Source organism: Pseudomonas sp. MWU12-3088 (genome assembly GCF_023242405.1).
In the GTDB taxonomy this organism is placed as follows: Bacteria; Pseudomonadota; Gammaproteobacteria; order Pseudomonadales; family Pseudomonadaceae; genus Aquipseudomonas; species Aquipseudomonas kribbensis.
The window spans coordinates 23,441-40,976 of the sequence record NZ_JALJEA010000006.1; the positions used below are offsets into that span (position 1 = coordinate 23,441).

15 protein-coding genes are annotated in these 17,536 nt (G+C 60.1%); 14 read left to right on the forward strand and 1 reads right to left on the reverse strand.

Annotated features, from left to right (window positions below; genetic code table 11):
- Nucleotides 1–35: 35 nt before the first annotated feature.
- The gene (icd, locus tag M5B98_RS15650) at nucleotides 36–1,292 is read right to left on the reverse strand and encodes an NADP-dependent isocitrate dehydrogenase (RefSeq protein WP_085712383.1); all 1,257 of its coding nucleotides are present in this window, start codon (nucleotides 1,290–1,292) and stop codon (nucleotides 36–38) included.
- A 481-nt stretch (nucleotides 1,293–1,773) separates the two neighbouring features.
- Between icd and M5B98_RS15655 the strand changes: the two genes are divergently transcribed.
- From M5B98_RS15655 to nuoF, 14 genes are all read left to right on the forward strand, one after another.
- Complete coding sequence (locus M5B98_RS15655; RefSeq protein ID WP_248743183.1) at nucleotides 1,774–3,999, forward strand: NADP-dependent isocitrate dehydrogenase; 2,226 nt, start codon at nucleotides 1,774–1,776, stop codon at nucleotides 3,997–3,999.
- Nucleotides 4,000–4,077: 78 nt separating this feature from the next.
- The gene (locus M5B98_RS15660; protein ID WP_248743184.1) at nucleotides 4,078–4,524 is read left to right on the forward strand and encodes an NUDIX hydrolase; all 447 of its coding nucleotides are present in this window, start codon (nucleotides 4,078–4,080) and stop codon (nucleotides 4,522–4,524) included.
- Nucleotides 4,525–4,583: 59 nt separating this feature from the next.
- Nucleotides 4,584–5,708: a tRNA 2-thiouridine(34) synthase MnmA gene (gene mnmA / locus M5B98_RS15665; RefSeq protein WP_007951446.1), complete on the forward strand. Its 1,125-nt coding sequence runs from the start codon at nucleotides 4,584–4,586 to the stop codon at nucleotides 5,706–5,708.
- A complete protein-coding gene (gene hflD, locus M5B98_RS15670) occupies nucleotides 5,705–6,328 on the forward strand; it encodes a high frequency lysogenization protein HflD (protein WP_064380694.1) in 624 nt (207 codons plus the stop codon). The genes mnmA and hflD overlap by 4 nt, the downstream gene beginning before the upstream one ends.
- Nucleotides 6,329–6,455: 127 nt before the next feature.
- Nucleotides 6,456–7,826, forward strand: coding sequence for an adenylosuccinate lyase (gene purB / locus M5B98_RS15675; protein WP_085712387.1), 1,371 nt, complete (start codon nucleotides 6,456–6,458; stop codon nucleotides 7,824–7,826).
- 86 nt (nucleotides 7,827–7,912) lie between these two features.
- Nucleotides 7,913–9,088: a cupin domain-containing protein gene (locus M5B98_RS15680; protein ID WP_114884016.1), complete on the forward strand. Its 1,176-nt coding sequence runs from the start codon at nucleotides 7,913–7,915 to the stop codon at nucleotides 9,086–9,088.
- Nucleotides 9,081–9,506, forward strand: a complete 426-nt coding sequence (locus M5B98_RS15685; protein WP_248743185.1) for a GNAT family N-acetyltransferase — start codon at nucleotides 9,081–9,083, stop codon at nucleotides 9,504–9,506. The genes M5B98_RS15680 and M5B98_RS15685 overlap by 8 nt, the downstream gene beginning before the upstream one ends.
- A 132-nt stretch (nucleotides 9,507–9,638) precedes the next feature.
- Nucleotides 9,639–10,376: a secretin N-terminal domain-containing protein gene (locus M5B98_RS15690; RefSeq protein ID WP_085712390.1), complete on the forward strand. Its 738-nt coding sequence runs from the start codon at nucleotides 9,639–9,641 to the stop codon at nucleotides 10,374–10,376.
- Nucleotides 10,377–10,852: 476 nt separating this feature from the next.
- A complete protein-coding gene (gene aceA / locus M5B98_RS15695; RefSeq protein WP_007951455.1) occupies nucleotides 10,853–12,178 on the forward strand; it encodes an isocitrate lyase in 1,326 nt (441 codons plus the stop codon).
- A 545-nt stretch (nucleotides 12,179–12,723) separates the two neighbouring features.
- Nucleotides 12,724–13,137: an NADH-quinone oxidoreductase subunit A gene (locus tag M5B98_RS15700; RefSeq protein ID WP_003223812.1), complete on the forward strand. Its 414-nt coding sequence runs from the start codon at nucleotides 12,724–12,726 to the stop codon at nucleotides 13,135–13,137.
- 10 nt (nucleotides 13,138–13,147) lie between these two features.
- Nucleotides 13,148–13,822: a NuoB/complex I 20 kDa subunit family protein gene (locus tag M5B98_RS15705; protein WP_007951456.1), complete on the forward strand. Its 675-nt coding sequence runs from the start codon at nucleotides 13,148–13,150 to the stop codon at nucleotides 13,820–13,822.
- A gap of 70 nt (nucleotides 13,823–13,892) precedes the next feature.
- Nucleotides 13,893–15,677, forward strand: a complete 1,785-nt coding sequence (gene nuoC / locus M5B98_RS15710) for an NADH-quinone oxidoreductase subunit C/D (RefSeq protein WP_248741016.1) — start codon at nucleotides 13,893–13,895, stop codon at nucleotides 15,675–15,677.
- Nucleotides 15,678–15,679: 2 nt separating this feature from the next.
- Entirely contained in the window at nucleotides 15,680–16,177 is a 498-nt protein-coding gene (nuoE, locus tag M5B98_RS15715; RefSeq protein WP_003223804.1) for an NADH-quinone oxidoreductase subunit NuoE, read from the forward strand.
- On the forward strand, nucleotides 16,174–17,529 hold the full coding sequence (nuoF, locus tag M5B98_RS15720) for an NADH-quinone oxidoreductase subunit NuoF (RefSeq protein ID WP_064380702.1): 1,356 nt from the start codon (nucleotides 16,174–16,176) through the stop codon (nucleotides 17,527–17,529). The genes nuoE and nuoF overlap by 4 nt, the downstream gene beginning before the upstream one ends.
- Nucleotides 17,530–17,536 lie beyond the last annotated feature (7 nt).

Sequence of the window (17,536 nt, forward strand, 5' to 3'; positions counted from 1 at the left end):
ACTCAAGCCGGGCGGTTTCGTTGCAGCTGCCTTTCTTACATGTGCTTGACGATCGCCTCACCGAAGCCCGACGACGACACCAGCGTGGCGCCTTCCATCAGACGTTCGAAGTCGTAGGTCACGGTCTTGGCCTTGATCGCGCCGTTGGTGCCTTTGATGATCAGGTCAGCCGCCTCGGTCCAGCCCAGGTGACGCAACATCATCTCGGCCGACAGGATCACCGAACCCGGGTTGACCTGGTCCTTGCCGGCATATTTCGGCGCAGTACCGTGAGTCGCCTCGAACATGGCCACGGTGTCGGAAAGGTTCGCACCCGGCGCGATACCGATACCCCCCACTTCCGCCGCCAGGGCGTCGGACAGGTAGTCACCGTTGAGGTTGAGGGTGGCGATCACGTCGTATTCGGCCGGGCGCAGCAGGATCTGCTGGAGCATGGCGTCGGCGATGGCGTCCTTGACGATGACTTCGCGGCCGGTTTTCGGGTTCTTGAATTTCATCCACGGGCCGCCATCCAGCAACTCGGCGCCGAATTCATCCCGCGCCACCTCGTAGCCCCAGTCCTTGAAGGCACCCTCGGTGAATTTCATGATGTTGCCCTTGTGCACGATGGTCAGCGACTTGCGATCGTTGTCTACTACGTATTGCAGGGCCTTGCGCACCAGACGCTTGGTGCCTTCTTTCGAAACCGGCTTGATGCCGATACCGCAATCCTGGTCGAAACGGATCTTGGTGACGCCCATTTCCTCTTTCAGGAATTTGATGACCTTGGTGGCCTCAGGGGAACCGGCCTTCCATTCGATACCGGCATAAATGTCTTCGGAGTTCTCGCGGAAGATCACCATGTCGACATCGCCAGGTTTTTTCACCGGGCTCGGTACGCCTTCGAACCAAACCACAGGGCGCAGGCAGACATAGAGATCGAGCTGTTGACGCAGGGCAACGTTGAGGGAGCGGATGCCGCCACCGACCGGGGTGGTCAGCGGGCCCTTGATGGAAACCACGTAATCCTTGACGGCGTCCAGGGTTTCCTGGGGCAGCCAGGTGTCCTGGTCGTAGACTTGAGTTGCTTTTTCGCCAGCATAAACCTCCATCCAGGAAATCTTGCGCTTGCCCCCGTAGGCCTTGGCCACGGCAGCATCAACCACTTTGATCATCACAGGGCTGACGTCGACGCCAATGCCGTCACCTTCAATGAAGGGAATGATCGGGTTATCAGGGACATTGAGAGAATGGTCTGCGTTGACGGTGATTTTGTCGCCGACGGCTGGAACCTGAATCTTCTTGTAACCCATGCTGAACTCCATTGTTTGGATTGAACATCTGGCTTGGTTCGAGCGTAACCCAGTTGAATCAACACGCAAACCCTCTGTTCCGGGCGCGACCACATCTCGTTTCGTACAAGCCTGAAAGCAAAGGGAAAAGCGCCAATCTCAAGCATTCACCGCGACTCTACGCCCCGTCCCGCCCTGCGACCTTTAGACCAATGGACGAGAATCGTTGCATATGAACCATCGGCAGATTGCCAGCTACCTATGTATAATGCCGCCCGCTGACCAAAGGGTCACGACGGCTGGCCTCTCTAGCACGAGACTTTCCGCCTGATTGGTCGGGCTGTTACCGCAGTCCGACTGCTTGACGCTCTACTGATGCACCCAACATCACCGCGAAGATTCTCGACATTCGGTTCATGGATGACTTTGAACGAACGCGCTTACCCGGCGCCCCTCGAGTTTCTGCGCACGCTTTAGCAAAGAAGAGAGAGTTAATCCGAATATGCCCACCCGCTCGAAGATCATCTATACCTTCACCGACGAAGCTCCAGCCCTCGCCACCTATTCCCTGCTGCCGATCATCGAGGCTTACACCGCCTCGGCCGATATCGCCGTGGAAACCCGCGATATCTCTCTTGCAGCACGTATTCTGGCCAGCTTCCCCGAGCAACTGGGCGACAAAGCCGTAGCCGACCACCTCGCCGAACTGGGCGACCTGGCCGTTACGCCTGAAGCCAACATCATCAAGCTGCCGAACATCAGCGCCTCGGTTCCGCAGCTGCAAGCCGCGATCAAAGAACTGCAAGCCCAGGGCTACAACCTGCCGGACTACCCGGAAACCGTGACCAGCGACGCCGACAAAGACGCCAAGGCGCGTTACGACAAGGTCAAGGGCAGCGCCGTGAACCCGGTTCTGCGTGAAGGCAACTCCGACCGTCGTGCTCCGCTGTCGGTCAAGAACTACGCGCGCAAGCACCCGCACAAGATGGGCGCCTGGGCCAAGGACTCCAAGTCCCACGTCGCTCACATGAGCACCGGCGATTTCTACGGCAGCGAAAAAGCTGCCCTGATCGACGCCGCTGACGTCGTGAAGATCGAGCTGATCGCCAAAGACGGCAACGCTACCGTCCTGAAAGAAAAAACCACCGTTCAGGCGGGCGAGATCCTCGACTGCTCCGTGATGAGCAAAAAAGCCCTGCGCGCGTTCATCGCCGCTGAAATCGACAGCGCCAAGCAACAAGGCGTGCTGCTGTCGGTTCACCTGAAAGCCACCATGATGAAGGTCTCCGACCCGATCATGTTCGGCCAGATCGTTGCCGAGTTCTATAAAGACGCCCTGACCAAGCACGCCGACGTGCTGGCCGAGATCGGCTTCAATCTGAACAACGGCATCGGCGACCTGTACGCTCGCATCAAAGCCCTGCCGGCCGAGCAACAAGCTCAGATCGAAGCCGACATTCAAGCGGTCTACGCCGTTCGTCCGTCGCTGGCGATGGTCAACTCCGACAAAGGCATCACCAACCTGCACGTGCCGAGCGACGTTATCGTCGACGCCTCGATGCCAGCCATGATCCGTGACTCCGGCAAAATGTGGGGCACCGACGGCCAACTGCACGACACCAAGGCTGTGATCCCGGATCGTTGCTACGCCACCATCTACCAGGCCGTGATCGAAGATTGCAAAGCCAACGGTGCTTTCGATCCGACCACCATGGGCAGCGTGCCAAACGTTGGCCTGATGGCTAAAAAGGCTGAAGAATACGGCTCCCACGACAAGACCTTCCAGATCAAGGCCGACGGCGTGGTTCGCGTAACCGACAGCAAAGGCACCCTGCTGATGGAACAGGCTGTTGAAGCCGGCGACATCTTCCGCATGTGCCAGACCAAAGACGCGCCGATCCAGGACTGGGTCAAACTGGCCGTCAACCGTGCTCGCGCAAGCAGCACTCCAGCCATTTTCTGGCTGGACCCGATGCGCGCCCACGATGGCGTGGTGATCGAGAAGGTTCAGGCTTACCTGAAGGATCACGACACCGCCGGTCTGGACATCCAGATCATGGCGCCGGTCGACGCGATGAAGTACACCCTGCAGCGCACCCGCGAAGGCAAGGACACCATTTCGGTGACCGGCAACGTACTGCGCGACTACCTGACCGACCTGTTCCCGATCATGGAACTGGGCACCAGCGCCAAGATGCTGTCGATCGTGCCGCTGATGAACGGCGGTGGCCTGTTCGAAACCGGCGCCGGCGGTTCGGCTCCGAAGCACGTGCAGCAACTGGTCGAAGAGAACTTCCTGCGCTGGGATTCGCTGGGTGAATTCCTGGCCCTGGCCGCTTCTCTCGAGCACCTGGGTGTGAACTACAACAACCCGAAAGCGCTGGTTCTGTCCAAGACTCTGGACCAGGCCACTGGCCAGTTCCTCGACAACAACAAGTCGCCATCGCGCAAAGTCGGCAACATCGACAACCGCGGCAGCCACTTCTATCTGGCGATGTACTGGGCTCAAGCCCTGGCTGCCCAGACCGAAGACGCTGCACTGCAAGCGCAGTTCGCAACCCTGGCCAAGACCCTGACCGAGAACGAAGCGACCATCGTCGCCGAGCTCAACGCCGTTCAAGGCAAGCCAGTGGACATCGGCGGTTACTACCACGCCAATGCCGAGCTGATCAGCAAGGCCATGCGCCCGAGCGCAACCCTCAACGCGGCGATTGCTGCGCTGGTATAAGGTTGTAAAGGGAACATCACAAACCCCGGCCATGCGCCGGGGTTTGTGTTTCTGCCTTCCGCCCAGGAGATTCAATCAATGCAATGGCTCCCCCATATCACCGTCGCCACCATCGTCGAGGACAACGGTCGTTTCCTGATGGTCGAGGAACACAAGGCCGGACGTAATGTGCTCAATCAGCCCGCCGGCCATCTGGACCCGGACGAAACCCTGATCGAAGCTGCCGTACGCGAAACCCTCGAAGAAACCGGTTGGGACGTCGAACCCACCAGTGTTATCGGCATTTATCTGTACACCGCACCGAGCAACGGCGTGACTTACCAGCGCGTGTGCTTCAGCGCCAAAGCCGTGAAACACCACCCGGATTATCAACTGGACGACGGCATCGTCGGCGCCAAGTGGCTGACCCGCGACGAATTATTGGTCCAGCGCGACAACTGGCGCAGCGAGCTGATCATCCGCTGCATCGATGATTATCTGGCCGGCAATCGCTTCGGTCTCGAACTGATCCGCCCTTCCCTTTAGCCTTGAGGCCGTGAGCCTGATAGAATCGCGTCCTTTTTCAAGACACTCATTGAATCCCTATGCGTGATCCAGCCCCTTCTGACACATCCAAGAAGCGCGTCATTGTCGGCATGTCCGGCGGCGTGGACTCTTCCGTTTCCGCTCTCCTGCTGATCGAGCAGGGTTATGAGGTGGAAGGCCTGTTCATGAAGAACTGGGAAGAAGACGACGGAACGGAATACTGCACCGCCATGGACGACCTGGCGGACGCCCAGGCCGTGTGCGACAAGATCGGTATCAAGCTGCACACCGCCAACTTCGCCGCCGAGTACTGGGACAACGTGTTCGAGCATTTCCTGGCCGAATACAAGGCCGGCCGCACGCCGAACCCGGACATCCTGTGCAATCGCGAGATCAAGTTCAAGGCGTTCCTCGACTACGCCATGATGCTCGGCGCCGACCTGATCGCCACCGGCCACTACGTGCGCCGCCGCGACATCGATGGCCGTACCGAACTGCTCAAGGGCCTGGATCCGAACAAGGATCAGAGCTACTTCCTGCACGCCGTCGGCGGTGAACAGATCGCCAAGACCCTGTTCCCGGTCGGCGAGCTGGAGAAACCGGAAGTCCGTGCGATTGCCGAGAAATACGAGCTGGCCACCGCCAAGAAGAAGGATTCCACCGGGATCTGCTTCATCGGCGAGCGTCGTTTCAGCGATTTCCTCAAGCAATACCTGCCGGCGCAACCGGGCGAGATCAAGACCACCGAAGGCGAAGTCATCGGCCGTCACCATGGCCTGATGTACCACACCATCGGTCAGCGTCAGGGCCTGGGCATCGGCGGCCTGAAAGACGCCGGCGACGAGCCGTGGTATGTGCTGCGCAAGGATCTGGACACCAACGAGCTGATCGTCGGCCAGGGCAACAACCATCCGTGGCTGTTCTCCAGCGCCCTGCTCGCTTCGGAAATCTATTGGGTCAACCCGATCGATCTGAGCCAGCCGCTGCGCCTGACCGCCAAGGTCCGTTATCGCCAGAGCGACCAGGCCTGCACCCTGGAAAAAACCGCGACAGGCTATCGCGCCGTGTTCGACGAGCCGCAGCGCGCGGTCACGCCGGGCCAGTCGGTGGTGTTCTATGACGGCGAAATCTGCCTCGGTGGCGGCGTGATCGAAGTCGCCGAGCCGTGGAGCGGCCAGGCATGAGCCCGACGCAGGAGCAACTGACGGCTCTGGGCGGCGTGTTTCTCGCCGCCGTTCTGGTGGACCGGATCGCCAAGACCGGCCAGACCAACGAGGCCGGCCTGAGCTGCATGCTCGGCAGCCTGCTGGTTCGCGACCCCAAAGACACGCTGGACGTGTACGGCGGCGACGACATCAACCTGCGCGAGGGTTATCGCGCATTGATCGGCGCCCTCGAGCGCGACCCGAGCACCTTGCAGCGCGAGCCGTTGCGCTACGCCCTGTCGATGCTCGGCCTCGAGCGCCAACTGGCCAAGCGCAACGACATGCTCGACGTGATCGGCAAGCGCTTGCCGCAGATCCAGTCGCAGGTCGAGCATTTCGGCCCGGCCCACGAAAACGTGATCGCAGCCTGCGGTGCGCTGTATCAGGACACCCTGAGCACGCTGCGCCAACGCATTCAGGTGCACGGCGACATGCGCAACCTGCAGCAGCCGAGCAACGCTTCGAAGATTCGCGCCCTGCTGCTCGCCGGCATTCGTTCGGCACGCCTGTGGCGTCAGCTCGGCGGTCATCGCTGGCAGTTGGTGATCAGTCGTCGCAAGCTGCTCAAAGAGCTGTATCCGTTGATGCGCAGCGAGTAAATCGCCGCGCAATAAAAGCTTTGTAGTCTGTAACGCGTAATACGCCGGTCAGTTGGCGACGGACCGGCGGATTTTTTCATGTATGATACGCGCCCCATTTCGTTGCCCGACTGTCCGAGAACACCCCATGCAGCTCTCTTCGCTCACTGCGGTTTCCCCTGTTGACGGCCGCTACGCCGGCAAAACCCAGGCCCTGCGCCCGATTTTCAGCGAGTACGGCCTGATCCGCGCCCGCGTTCTGGTTGAAGTGCGCTGGCTCCAGCGCCTGGCCGCTCACGCCGGCATCCCGGAAGTGCCAGCCTTCTCCGCCGAAGCCAACGCCGTTCTGAACGAACTGGCCGAGAACTTCTCGCTGGAGCACGCCGAGCGCGTGAAAGAGATCGAGCGCACCACCAACCACGACGTGAAAGCGATCGAATACCTGCTCAAGGAGCAGGCGGCCAAGCTGCCGGAACTGGCCAAGGTCAGCGAGTTCATCCACTTCGCCTGCACCAGCGAAGACATCAACAACCTGTCCCACGCCCTGATGCTGCGCGAAGGCCGTGACGACGTGATGCTGCCGCTGATGCGCCAGACCGCCAACGCCATCCGCGAACTGGCCCTGCGCTTTGCCGACGTGCCGATGCTGTCGCGCACCCACGGTCAGCCGGCTTCCCCGACCACTCTGGGTAAAGAGCTGGCGAACGTGGTTTACCGTCTCGAGCGTCAGATCGCTCAGGTCGCTGCCGTTCCGCTACTGGGCAAGATCAACGGCGCTGTCGGCAACTACAACGCTCACCTGTCGGCCTACCCGCAGATCGACTGGGAAGCCAACGCCCGCGCCTTCATCGAAGACGAACTGGGCCTGGCCTTCAACCCGTACACCACGCAGATCGAGCCGCACGACTATATCGCCGAGCTGTTCGACGCCATTGCGCGCTTCAACACCATCCTGATCGACTTCGACCGTGACATCTGGGGCTACATCTCCCTGGGTTACTTCAAGCAGCGCACCATCGCCGGCGAAATCGGTTCGTCGACCATGCCGCACAAGGTCAACCCGATCGACTTCGAAAACTCCGAAGGCAACCTGGGCATCGCCAACGCGCTGTTCCAGCACCTGGCGAGCAAACTGCCGATCTCCCGCTGGCAGCGCGACCTGACCGACTCCACCGTGCTGCGTAACCTCGGCGTCGGCTTCGCTCACAGCGTGATCGCGTACGAAGCCAGCCTCAAAGGCATCAGCAAACTCGAACTGAACGCTGACAAGATTGCTGCCGACCTGGACGCTTGCTGGGAAGTCCTGGCCGAGCCGATCCAGACCGTGATGCGCCGCTACAACATCGAAAACCCGTACGAGAAGCTGAAAGAACTGACTCGCGGCAAGGGCATCAGCCCTGAAGCGCTGCAGACTTTCATCGATGGCCTGGACATGCCGGCCGCGGCGAAAGCCGAGCTCAAGCAACTGACCCCGGCCAACTACATCGGCAACGCTGTAGCGCAAGCCAAACGCATCTGATCGACTGCTTGACCCGTTTGAGACGCCCGGCCGCGCCGGGCGTTTTTATTCCCGTCTGAAAAATGCTTTTTTTCAATAGGTTACATATGAATCCCGATATTCCTCTTCAACTTCTGGGTGGTCTTACGGCGCGCGAGTTCATGCGCGATTACTGGCAGAAAAAACCACTGCTGATCCGTCAGGCGATTCCTGATTTCGAAAGCCCGATCGACGCCGACGAACTCGCCGGCCTGGCCCTGGAAGAAGAAGTCGAATCGCGCCTGGTGATCGAGCACGGCGAGCGCCCATGGGAACTGCGCCGCGGCCCGTTCGCCGAGGACGAATTCAGCAAACTGCCGGAGCGCGAGTGGACCCTGCTGGTGCAGGCCGTCGATCAGTTCGTGCCGGAAGTCAGCGAGCTGCTGGAAAACTTCCGCTTCCTGCCGAGCTGGCGCGTCGACGACGTGATGATCAGCTTTGCAGCACCGGGTGGCAGCGTTGGTCCGCACTTCGACAACTACGACGTGTTCCTGCTGCAAGGCCACGGCAAACGCAACTGGAAAATCGGCCAGATGTGCGATTCCGAGAGCCCGCTGCTGCAACATGCGGATCTGCGCATCCTCGCCGAATTCCACGAGACCGAAGAGTGGGTCCTGGAACCGGGCGACATGCTCTACCTGCCGCCGCGCCTGGCTCACTGCGGCGTGGCCGTCGATGACTGCATGACCTACTCGGTCGGCTTCCGCGCACCGAGCGCCGCCGAAGTGCTGACTCACTTCACCGACTTCCTCAGCCAGTTCCTGACTGACGAAGAGCGCTACACCGACGCCGATGCGAAGCCGGTCAGCGACGATCCGCACCAGATCCAGCACGATGCTCTGGGCCGCCTGAAGGCGCTGCTCGCCGAGCACATGAGCGACGAACGTCTGCTGCTGACCTGGTTCGGCCAGTACATGACCGAGCCGCGCTATCCGGAGCTGGTAGTCGGCCCGGAAGAAGTCGAAGAAGAAGACTTCCTCAGCGCCCTTGAAGACGGCGCCATCCTGATCCGCAACCCGAGTGCACGCCTGGCGTGGTCGGAAGTCGATGACGATCTGCTGCTGTTTGCCAGCGGCCAGAGCCGTTACCTGCCGGGCAAGCTGCGCGAGCTGCTGAAGCTGATCTGCTCGGCTGACGCCCTGCACACCGACAACCTCGGCGACTGGCTGAGCGACGAAGACGGTCGTGGCCTGCTGTGCGAACTGGTCAAACAGGGCAGCCTGGGGTTCGCCGACGATGAATAAGATTCGCGTACGTGTTGCAGACTGGCAAAAGGACAACGCCGAGATCCGCCGCATTCGCGAAACGGTGTTCATTGCCGAACAATCGGTTCCGCCCGAGCTTGAGTGGGACGCCGATGACGCAACGGCGGTGCATTTCCTGGCCTTCGAAGGCGACTTTCCAATCGGCACCGCCCGCCTGCTGCCCGACGGGCACATCGGCCGGGTTTCGGTGCTCAAGGACTGGCGTGGACTGAAGGTCGGCGATGCACTGATGAAGGCGGTCATCGCAGAAGCTGAAACTCACGGGCTGAAGCAGCAGATGCTCAGCGCGCAGGTGCAGGCCACGGCGTTTTATGAGCGCCTGGGCTTCAATCTGGTCAGCGAAGAGTTCCTGGAAGCCGGGATTCCGCATGTCGACATGGTTCGCCATTCGGCATAACGCTTGATGAGCACCACAAAACGCCCCGCCATCTCATGATGCCGGGGCGTTTTGCTGTCTACGATTCAACTTGCCCCACCCCGGGCCGACAAACTGGCAATATCAAGCCTTTCGAAAGCGGAGATAACGGACATGTCCCTACGCACCCTGCTCACCACCCTGCTGCTCGGCTGCAGTTTTTCGGTGCTGGCAGCCACAGAAATCGTGCCCCTCAAGTACCACACCAGTGCCGACATGCTGCCGGTGGCCCAGGACTTCATCGGCAAGGACGGCCAGGTCAGCGCCTATGGCAATCAACTGATCGTCAAGGCCGAGCCGGACAAAATCCAGGAATTGAAAGCCCTGCTCACGCAGCTCGATACCGCCCCCAAACGCCTGCTGATCACCGTCGACACCAACGAAAACAACCAGCAGAACACCGGCGACCAGCAAACCAGAATCATCAACTACAGCACTGCCAGCCGTGACGGTGGCATTCAGCAGATTCAGGCCAGCGAGGGCGCGCCCGCCCTGATCCAGGTCGGCCAGAGCGTGCCGATCACCAGCAGCCAGACCAACTCCTACGGCGATTACAGCAGCCAGACCCAATATCGCAATGTCACTCAGGGTTTCTACGTCACTGCCAGCGTCACCGGCGACACCGTTCACCTGGCAATCAGTACCAACCGTGACCGCATGAGCCAGGAACGTCCCGATGTAGTGAACGTGCAGAGCACCGACACAACTGTCACCGGACGCCTGGGCGAATGGATCACCCTGGCCGGCGTGAACCGCGAGACTCAGGCCGACAAACAGGGTCTGGCCCGCAGCTACTCGACTCAAGGCCGGGATGACATGACGTTGCGGGTGAAAGTCGACACGCTGGACTAAAGCACCAAAAACTGACTGATTAGTCGTATTAGACGAAAGATGTAGTGCTTGAAAAAAAGCACTACAAAACGTTTGACGAGCCAAAAAAGCGAAGGCATGATGGCCTCGCTCCCGCTAATCAGAGGCCCTGGCAAGGGCCTTCGAAGCGATGCTCGCAACCATCCCCGCGAGCCGTTTCGTGTCTGTACCGCCCACAAGGTGTGTTTGACGAGGTTGCCGACTGGAACGAAGTTGTCCCGAGGGACGGAAGCGTAATTAGGTAACCCGGCTTTACACTGCAGTTCGCACAAAGGCCCACGACACCCGAATGCGCCCGCCAGTTCGCCTTTACCTGCTCACTTCCCCTCGAGCCCATCGTTCATCCCGTCGCCTGCCCCGCCGAACCCGACCTGACCACCTAAGCTTCTGGTCAGCGAGCGCAAGGAATTTTCCACCGCAGAACAACTTTTCATAAAGACGCGACGAGGTTTATCTCCATGGCACTGACACGCGAACAGCAAATTGCAGCCCTTGAAAAAGACTGGGCTGAAAACCCGCGCTGGAAAGGCGTGACTCGCAATTACTCCGCTGCTGACGTCGTCCGTCTGCGTGGCTCGGTTCAACCAGAGCACACTTTTGCGAAAATGGGCGCCGAGAAGCTGTGGAACCTGGTCACCCAGGGTGCCAAGCCGTCCTTCCGCCCAGAGAAAGACTTCGTCAACTGCATGGGCGCCCTGACCGGCGGCCAGGCTGTGCAGCAGGTCAAAGCCGGTATCCAGGCAATCTACCTGTCGGGCTGGCAAGTCGCTGCGGACAACAACTCCGCCGAATCGATGTACCCGGACCAGTCGCTGTACCCGGTGGACTCGGTTCCAACCGTGGTCAAGCGCATCAACAACTCGTTCCGTCGTGCCGACCAGATCCAGTGGAAAGCCGGCAAGAACCCGGGCGACGACGGCTACATCGACTACTTCGCACCAATCGTGGCTGACGCTGAAGCCGGTTTCGGCGGCGTACTGAACGCCTACGAGCTGATGAAGAGCATGATCGAAGCAGGCGCCGCCGGCGTTCACTTCGAAGACCAGCTCGCTTCCGTGAAGAAATGCGGCCACATGGGCGGCAAGGTTCTGGTACCAACCCAGGAAGCCGTACAGAAGCTGACCGCTGCTCGTCTGGCTGCCGACGTTGCCGGTGTACCGACCATCATCCTGGCCCGTACCGACGCCAACGCTGCCGACCTGCTGACTTCCGACTGCGACCCGTACGACCAGCCGTTCGTAACCGGCACCCGCACTCAGGAAGGCTTCTACAAGGTGCGTGCAGGCCTGGACCAGGCCATCGCCCGTGGTCTGGCCTACGCGCCGTACGCTGACCTGATCTGGTGCGAAACCGCCAAGCCGGATCTGGACGAAGCCCGTCGTTTCGCCGAAGCGATCAAGAAGGAATACCCGGACCAGATCCTGTCGTACAACTGCTCGCCTTCCTTCAACTGGAAGAAAAACCTGGACGACGCGACCATCGCCAAGTTCCAGCGCGAACTGTCCGCCATGGGTTACAAGCACCAGTTCATCACCCTGGCCGGCATTCACAACATGTGGCACAGCATGTTCAACCTGGCGCACGACTACGCCCGCAACGACATGACTGCCTACGTGAAGCTGCAGGAGCAGGAATTCGCTGACGCCGCCAAGGGTTACACCTTCGTGGCTCACCAGCAGGAAGTGGGCACCGGCTACTTCGACGACATGACCACCGTGATCCAGGGCGGCACGTCCTCGGTGACCGCGCTGACCGGTTCGACCGAAGAAGAACAGTTCCACTGATCGACTTCACCGAGTAAACGGCCTTTGCGGACCGTATAGAAAGCTAACCGCATAGCCGAAAGACTGACGCCCCGACTGGTTCGGGGCGTTTTTTTTGCCTGCGACCTGCTGAACGCTCCAGAGCTGGCACAGCTTTTCAGACAAAAAATTGATCCAGAGCGGTATCCGCGTCACAAAAATCGGATAAAACGGGCGCCGCCGCTACTTGCAGTAACGCGGATATAAGACAACTTCCCAACTGCCCAATCGCAGAACAGTTACAAAACCACTCCAAACGATATTAATTATCATTTAGCAGCAACTATGTTCGTTACATTTCCTACAAAACATAATTCGTGAAATCCCGCCTAATGCCCGCATTGCATGGGCTACAGGGCCATAGAGGTGCGCTATGTCCTTATTCCAATAAATAATTTCGCTATAGGAATTTTACTTGCAGGGTGTTTAGCCATAAAATCAGCGCGATTGATTGCTGCGACATATCGTCACTGCCTTATTTCTTTATCAAGCTCAGAGACCTTTGCTCTCTGTTAAGGATTTCCAGCATGCCCGAAGCGACAGGACTCATGGCCCACAACTGGGGCTTTGCCATTTTCCTTCTGGGTGTAGTCGGCCTGTGTGCCTTCATGCTCGGCGTCTCCAGCCTCCTCGGGTCAAAAGCCTGGGGCCGCAGCAAAAACGAACCGTTCGAGTCCGGCATGCTACCTACCGGTGGCGCCCGCTTGCGGCTCTCAGCCAAATTCTATCTGGTCGCGATGCTGTTCGTGATCTTCGATATCGAAGCCCTCTTTCTCTTTGCATGGTCTGTGTCCGTCCGCGAAAGCGGCTGGACCGGATTCGTCGAAGCTCTCGTTTTCATAGCAATTCTGTTGGCAGGTCTTGTCTACCTGTTCCGAGTGGGCGCCCTTGACTGGGCTCCGGAAGCTCGTCGCAAGCGGCAGGCGAAGCTGAAACAATGAGGCTTTGGCAATGCAATACAATCTCACCAGAATCGACCCCGATGCTCCTAACGAGCAGTATCCGATCGGCCAGCGGGAAACCGTTTCCGATCCGTTAGAAGATCAAGTCCACAAAAACATTTTCATGGGCAAGCTGGAAGACGTGCTGAGTGGCGCGGTCAACTGGGGACGTAAGAACTCCCTGTGGCCGTACAACTTCGGTCTTTCGTGCTGCTACGTGGAAATGACCACCGCCTTCACGGCGCCCCACGACATCGCGCGCTTCGGCGCCGAAGTTATCCGGGCATCACCGCGTCAGGCCGACTTCATGGTTATCGCCGGGACCTGCTTCATCAAGATGGCGCCGATCATTCAGCGTCTCTACGAGCAGATGCTCGAGCCGAAATGGGTTATCTCCATGGGTTCGTGCGCCAACTCCGGTGGCATGTACGACATCTACTCCGTGGTTCAAGGGGTGGACAAGTTCCTGCCCGTGGACGTCTACGTACCTGGCTGCCCGCCCCGTCCAGAAGCATTTCTGCAAGGCTTGATGCTGTTGCAGGAATCCATTGGCCAGGAGCGTCGCCCACTTTCCTGGGTCGTTGGCGATCAAGGCGTTTATCGCGCCGACATGCCTTCGCAGAAGGAACAGCGCCGCGAACAGCGAATCGCAGTCACCAATCTGCGTAGCCCTGACGAAGTCTGATCCAGATCTGTTTCAAAGAAACGAGAAGCTGGCTTCATTCTTTACGTTGACCGAAAGCGAAAAAATAACCATGACTACAGGCAGTGCTCTGTACATCCCGCCTTACAAGGCAGACGACCAGGATGTGGTCGTCGAACTGAACAACCGTTTTGGCGCCGAAGCGTTCACCGCTCAACCGACCCGCACCGGCATGCCGGTGCTGTGGGTGGCCCGCGCCAAACTCGTTGAAGTCCTGACTTTCCTGCGCAACCTGCCCAAGCCGTACGTCATGCTCTATGACCTGCACGGCGTGGACGAGCGTCTGCGCACCAAGCGTCAAGGGCTGCCATCGGGCGCCGACTTCACCGTGTTCTATCACCTCATGTCACTGGAACGTAATAGTGACGTGATGATCAAGGTCGCCTTGTCCGAGAGCGACCTCAGCTTGCCGACCGTCACCAGCATCTGGCCGAACGCCAACTGGTACGAGCGTGAAGTCTGGGACATGTACGGCATCGACTTCAAAGGTCACCCTCACCTGTCGCGCATCATGATGCCGCCGACCTGGGAAGGTCATCCGCTGCGCAAGGACTTCCCGGCGCGCGCCACCGAATTCGATCCGTTCAGCCTGAACCTGGCCAAGCAACAGCTCGAGGAAGAGGCCGCGCGCTTCCGCCCTGAAGACTGGGGCATGAAGCGTTCCGGCCCGAACGAGGACTACATGTTCCTCAACCTCGGTCCGAACCACCCTTCGGCTCACGGTGCGTTCCGTATCATCCTGCAACTGGACGGTGAAGAGATCGTCGACTGCGTTCCGGACATCGGCTACCACCACCGTGGCGCCGAGAAGATGGCCGAGCGTCAGTCCTGGCACAGCTTCATTCCGTACACCGACCGTATCGACTACCTCGGCGGCGTGATGAACAACCTGCCGTACGTGCTCTCGGTCGAGAAGCTGGCCGGCATCAAGGTGCCGGAGAAGGTCGACGTCATCCGCATCATGATGGCCGAGTTCTTCCGGATCACCAGCCACCTGCTGTTCCTGGGTACCTACATCCAGGACGTCGGCGCCATGACCCCGGTGTTCTTCACGTTCACCGACCGCCAGAAGGCGTACACGGTGATCGAAGCCATCACCGGTTTCCGCCTGCACCCGGCCTGGTACCGCATCGGCGGCGTCGCTCACGACCTGCCGCGCGGCTGGGAAAAACTGGTGAAAGACTTCGTTGAATGGCTGCCAAAGCGCCTCGACGAATACACCAAGGCCGCCCTGCAGAACAGCATCCTCAAGGGTCGTACCATCGGCGTTGCCCAGTACAACACCAAAGAGGCCCTGGAATGGGGCGTCACCGGTGCCGGCCTGCGTTCCACCGGTTGCGACTTCGACCTGCGTAAAGCGCGTCCATACTCCGGCTACGAAAACTTCGAGTTCGAAGTACCGCTGGCCGCCAACGGCGATGCCTACGACCGCTGCATGGTTCGCGTCGAAGAGATGCGCCAGAGCGTCAGGATCATCGACCAGTGCCTGCGCAACATGCCGGAAGGCCCGTACAAGGCGGATCACCCGCTGACCACGCCGCCGCCGAAAGAGCGCACGCTGCAGCACATCGAAACCCTGATCACGCACTTCCTGCAGGTTTCGTGGGGCCCGGTCATGCCGGCCAACGAATCCTTCCAGATGATCGAAGCGACCAAGGGCATCAACAGTTATTACCTGACGAGCGACGGCGGCACCATGAGCTACCGTACCCGGATCCGTACTCCGAGCTTCGCCCACCTGCAGCAGATCCCTTCGGTGATCAAAGGCAGCATGGTCGCGGACCTGATTGCGTACCTGGGTAGTATCGACTTCGTTATGGCCGACGTGGACCGCTAAGCATGAACAGCACGCTTATCCAGACAGACCGTTTCACCCTGAGTGAAACCGAGCGCTCGGCCATCGAGCACGAGCTGCATCACTACGAAGACCCGCGCGCGGCGTCGATCGAAGCCCTGAAGATCGTCCAGAAAGAACGCGGCTGGGTGCCGGACGGCGCCCTGTACGCCATCGGCGAGATCCTCGGCATCCCGGCCAGCGACGTTGAAGGCGTGGCCACGTTCTACAGCCAGATCTTCCGTCAGCCGGTCGGCCGTCACATCATTCGCGTCTGCGACAGCATGGTCTGCTACATCGGCGGCCACGAGTCGGTGGTCAGCGAAATCCAGAACAACCTGGGTATTGGCCTGGGTCAGACCACCGCCGACGGTCGTTTCACCCTGCTGCCGGTCTGCTGCCTCGGCAACTGCGACAAGGCACCGGCGCTGATGATCGATGACGACACCTTTGGCGATGTCCAGCCTGCCGGCGTCGCCAAACTGCTCGAGGGCTACGTATGACCCTGACTTCTTTCGGTCCGGCCAACCGCATCCAGCGTTCGGCCGAGACTCACCCGCTGACCTGGCGCCTGCGTGACGACGGCGAAGCCGTATGGCTCGACGAGTACCAGGCCAAGAACGGTTACGCCGCTGCGCGCAAGGCCTTTGCCGACATGGATCAGGACGCCATCGTCCAGACCGTGAAAGACGCCGGCCTCAAGGGTCGCGGCGGTGCGGGCTTCCCCACTGGCGTGAAGTGGGGCCTGATGCCCAAGGACGAATCCATCAACATCCGCTACCTGCTGTGCAACGCGGATGAAATGGAGCCGAACACCTGGAAAGACCGCATGCTGATGGAGCAACTGCCCCATCTGCTGATCGAGGGCATGCTGATCAGCGCCCGCGCGCTGAAAACCTACCGTGGCTACATCTTCCTGCGTGGCGAGTACACCACCGCCGCCAAGCACCTGAACCGTGCCGTGGAAGAAGCCAAGGCAGCGGGCCTGCTGGGCAAGAACATCCTGGGCAGCGGCTTCGATTTCGAGCTGTTCGTCCACACCGGCGCCGGGCGTTACATCTGCGGTGAAGAAACCGCACTGATCAACTCCCTCGAAGGCCGCCGCGCCAACCCGCGCTCCAAGCCGCCCTTCCCTGCCGCCGTTGGCGTGTGGGGCAAGCCGACCTGCGTGAACAACGTTGAAACCCTGTGCAACGTGCCGGCGATCATCGCCGACGGCGTGGACTGGTACAAATCGCTGGCCCGCGACGGCAGCGAAGACATGGGCACCAAGCTCATGGGCTTCTCCGGCAAGGTCAAGAACCCGGGCCTGTGGGAACTGCCATTCGGCGTGACCGGTCGCGAGCTGTTCGAAGACTACGCCGGCGGCATGCGCGACGGTTACAAGCTCAAGGCCTGGCAGCCAGGCGGCGCCGGTACCGGATTCCTGTTGCCGGAACACCTCGACGCCCAAATGTACGCCGGCGGCATCGCCAAAGTGGGCACCCGTATGGGTACCGGCTTGGCCATGGCGGTGGACGACAGCGTCAACATGGTGTCCCTGCTGCGCAACATGGAGCAGTTCTTCGCTCGCGAATCCTGCGGTTTCTGCACCCCTTGCCGTGATGGCCTGCCATGGAGCGTCAAGCTGCTGATGGCCATCGAACAAGGCCGCGGCCAGCCAGGCGACATCGAGACCCTGCTGGGTCTGGTCAACTTCCTCGGCCCGGGCAAGACCTTCTGTGCTCACGCACCGGGTGCCGTGGAGCCGTTGGGCAGTGCCATCAAATACTTCCGTCCAGAGTTCGAAGCCGGTATCGCGCCTGCAAGCGCCGCCGTCCCGCCTCTGGCGAAGCCGATCGTAGTCGGCGCGTAAACGCTTA

Bases quoted from the DNA above. Each gene is read 5' to 3' on its own strand.
- nuoF (WP_064380702.1), top strand. From the start codon at position 16,174: ATGACCCTGACTTCTTTCGGTCCGGCCAACCGCATCCAGCGTTCGGCC.
- icd (WP_085712383.1), bottom strand. From the start codon at position 1,292: ATGGGTTACAAGAAGATTCAGGTTCCAGCCGTCGGCGACAAAATCACC.
- hflD (WP_064380694.1), top strand. From the start codon at position 5,705: ATGAGCCCGACGCAGGAGCAACTGACGGCTCTGGGCGGCGTGTTTCTC.
- M5B98_RS15690 (WP_085712390.1), top strand. From the start codon at position 9,639: ATGTCCCTACGCACCCTGCTCACCACCCTGCTGCTCGGCTGCAGTTTT.
- M5B98_RS15705 (WP_007951456.1), top strand. From the start codon at position 13,148: ATGCAATACAATCTCACCAGAATCGACCCCGATGCTCCTAACGAGCAG.
- M5B98_RS15700 (WP_003223812.1), top strand. From the start codon at position 12,724: ATGCCCGAAGCGACAGGACTCATGGCCCACAACTGGGGCTTTGCCATT.
- aceA (WP_007951455.1), top strand. From the start codon at position 10,853: ATGGCACTGACACGCGAACAGCAAATTGCAGCCCTTGAAAAAGACTGG.
- nuoE (WP_003223804.1), top strand. From the start codon at position 15,680: ATGAACAGCACGCTTATCCAGACAGACCGTTTCACCCTGAGTGAAACC.
- M5B98_RS15685 (WP_248743185.1), top strand. From the start codon at position 9,081: ATGAATAAGATTCGCGTACGTGTTGCAGACTGGCAAAAGGACAACGCC.
- M5B98_RS15655 (WP_248743183.1), top strand. From the start codon at position 1,774: ATGCCCACCCGCTCGAAGATCATCTATACCTTCACCGACGAAGCTCCA.
- mnmA (WP_007951446.1), top strand. From the start codon at position 4,584: ATGCGTGATCCAGCCCCTTCTGACACATCCAAGAAGCGCGTCATTGTC.
- M5B98_RS15660 (WP_248743184.1), top strand. From the start codon at position 4,078: ATGCAATGGCTCCCCCATATCACCGTCGCCACCATCGTCGAGGACAAC.
- M5B98_RS15680 (WP_114884016.1), top strand. From the start codon at position 7,913: ATGAATCCCGATATTCCTCTTCAACTTCTGGGTGGTCTTACGGCGCGC.
- nuoC (WP_248741016.1), top strand. From the start codon at position 13,893: ATGACTACAGGCAGTGCTCTGTACATCCCGCCTTACAAGGCAGACGAC.
- purB (WP_085712387.1), top strand. From the start codon at position 6,456: ATGCAGCTCTCTTCGCTCACTGCGGTTTCCCCTGTTGACGGCCGCTAC.